Raw genomic sequence first — 2,491 nt, forward strand, 5'->3', positions numbered from 1 at the left:
CACAATTGCCCTTTGTGAGTTGGAGTCTGCTTTTTATGCGCGAAGTGGCACTTGAGTTTGGGGTGTTGGTTTTGGGGGTTTTTGTTGTTTTTTGTATGGGGTGTTTTGGACTTTATAAAAGGATAGAACTTTTAAGGCGATGGATAGATTTTTGGGTGTTAAAGATTCCATTTTTAGGGAGAGTGCTAAGGGATTTTGAAAGGGTGCAATTTCTATTAAGTTTCTTTTGGTTGTATCGTTCTAAGATTCCCTTGCAAGAAGCTTTGGAGATTTCTACAAAATCCTTACATAATGCGTATTTAGCACACAAAGGAAGTGGAATCTTTAATAAAGTTTCACAAGGAGTGGAGATAAAAGAAGCACTTGGGGTAATGTTTGAGGGCTTTGGGGAACAATTGCTAAGTGGAACATATAATGAGATTGGTTTTTTAGAAAGTCTTGAAGTTTTACTAGAGTTGTATGAAGAAGAGTTCCAAACACATAGCGAGGCACTTTTAGCGGCGATTGAACCGCTAATGGTTTTAGCACTTGGAGTGCTTGTTTTATGGCTTGCACTTGGAATCTTTCTGCCTCTTTGGGAACTTCCATTACACATACAAGATGTGTAAATTTTAAGTTATTTTTGAAAAACTAATATGAGAAAATCTGCTAAATCGTTTGCATCAAGGATTTTTTGAATGGGGTTTGAGAGTTGTGAGAGTTTCTCATAAAGGGCTTTGTTTTTATCAAAATCTTTAAAACTATGTAAAAGGTCCATAAAACCTTGTCCAAAAGCCCATTTACCAACGACTTTAAGTTGCCCCCCCCCCCCTAATATTTTTAAAGCTTTTTCGCTAAAAATATTAAGATGAAAAGGAGGGATTAAATGTCTATACACTTTATCACTAGCTAAGGCATTCACATAGCTTGATAGGCTAGGGTGTCTTGGCACTTCTATAACAAGTAGAGCATTTTTTTGCATATTTTGTGCGAAAAATTCTAAAACTTGTTTAGGATTGCTTAAATGCTCTAAAACATTAAAAAAAGTAATGATTCCTGCATTTTTTATGGTTTCAAGCAAGGATTTATCGCAATTTTGTATGTCTAAAAATCCTTGCTTAACATAATCCCCCTTTAGCTTTTCATTAGAAAACTGCAGAAGCTTTAAATCAGATTCATAACCTACAACCTCATAGCCCAAAGCCTTAGCGGCATAGAGATTTTCTCCTCCACCGCTTCCAATATCAAGCCAAAGTTTATTCTCGCAATTCTTGGCAATTTCATCAATAAACCCTACCTTAGGCTTTGCTATGTGTTCTAATCTTTTAGTAAAAAGCGCGTCGCTTAAATAGCACTCAAAGGCACTTTCTTTACCATCATTGGTATAAAGCTTTTTTAAATCTTTAAGAGGATTGCTTAAAAAAAGGTTTTGACAATTTTGACATTCTTTATAAATAAATGCATAAATCTTTGCAAATTCTACCACTTCCTCACTCTCACAGATAGGACAAGCCTTTAGAGACTCTTTTTCTTCTTTAGCAAATTTCTTTGCCTTTTGCTTAGCATTTTTGCTTTGCATTTTAAGCCATTGCGGTGTTCTTAATATAGCTTTGTTATCAAAAGCTTTGCCGTATTTTTCTAGCATTCTTGCTCCTTTAAAATTTGTTCAGCCCTTTTTAAATCCGCTATTTCATCTATATCTAAAGAACTTTTTTTATCCATTAAGAAATAGCTTGTTTGCTCGGCTAAAAAGCTGGGATTTTTAAGAAAATTTTCACTTTTGCCTAAATAAATCGCTCCATTTGCCATAAAAACTTCAGGCAATTCTTGTCTTGGAGTAAAAGGAAATGCATCGTTGCAAATTCCTTTTAAAAATCCCTCTTGATTTAATACAAAAGCCTTTAAAATCTCTCTATCATAAGCACAAACGCTGATTAAAGCCTTTGTTTTGTCGTTTTTAAATTTTAAATAAGCCGCATCAATATGCAAAGCCTCTCTTAAAGGTGAAGTGGCTTGTAAAAGCACAAATTCCTCAAAATTTTGAAAATTTTCTAAGCAATGCTTGAGGACTTCATTACTTCTTGAATTATCTTGTGCAAATTCTAAAGGTCTTTTAAGTGCTATGACATTTTGACTTTTAGCATATTGTAAAATCTCCTCATCTTCACTACTAATGACAATCTCATCAACACATTTTGCTTCTTTTGCTGCCTTGATTGTGTAGTAAAGCAAAGGCTTATTGTTTAAAAGAGCTAAATTCTTTCTTTTTATACCTTTGCTTCCACCTCTTGCTGGAATAATAGCTAGTAACATTTTTTCTCCTTTTGTTTTTCTCTCCATTCTCTTTTTATTCTAGGCACATCTATAAAGATGTATTTTATTATGCCCCCCCCCCACACATTCTTATATGCTTTTAAAAAAGCATTGCCAAGTTTATAACTTAAATGTTCTTTGAATCTTAAAGCTTCTTTATAATCAGAATAAGATTCTAAAGGAGGAAGTTTTAATGCAG

Annotated in this window: 3 protein-coding genes and 1 pseudogene; 1 reads left to right on the forward strand and 3 read right to left on the reverse strand. The window is 33.9% G+C overall.

Annotated features, from left to right (window positions below):
* Positions 1–608 (forward strand): type II secretion system F family protein (locus K4G57_RS08870; RefSeq protein ID WP_221561856.1); only part of this gene is annotated, 608 nt, incomplete at its 5' end.
* A gap of 8 nt (positions 609–616) precedes the next feature.
* Here K4G57_RS08870 and K4G57_RS08875 read toward each other — a convergent pair.
* The 3 genes and pseudogenes from K4G57_RS08875 to K4G57_RS08885 all read right to left on the reverse strand — a co-directional run.
* Positions 617–1,624, reverse strand: a complete 1,008-nt coding sequence (locus K4G57_RS08875) for a class I SAM-dependent methyltransferase (RefSeq protein WP_221561857.1) — start codon at positions 1,622–1,624, stop codon at positions 617–619.
* A complete protein-coding gene (locus tag K4G57_RS08880; RefSeq protein ID WP_221532817.1) occupies positions 1,618–2,292 on the reverse strand; it encodes an acylneuraminate cytidylyltransferase family protein in 675 nt (224 codons plus the stop codon). Before K4G57_RS08880 ends, K4G57_RS08875 begins: the two co-directional genes overlap by 7 nt.
* Positions 2,283–2,491 (reverse strand): annotated as a pseudogene (locus K4G57_RS08885) (sugar transferase); the annotation flags it as partial. The gene K4G57_RS08880 and the pseudogene K4G57_RS08885, both read right to left, overlap by 10 nt.

The organism is Helicobacter turcicus, from assembly GCF_019711685.1.
GTDB lineage: Bacteria > Campylobacterota > Campylobacteria > Campylobacterales > Helicobacteraceae > Helicobacter_D > Helicobacter_D turcicus.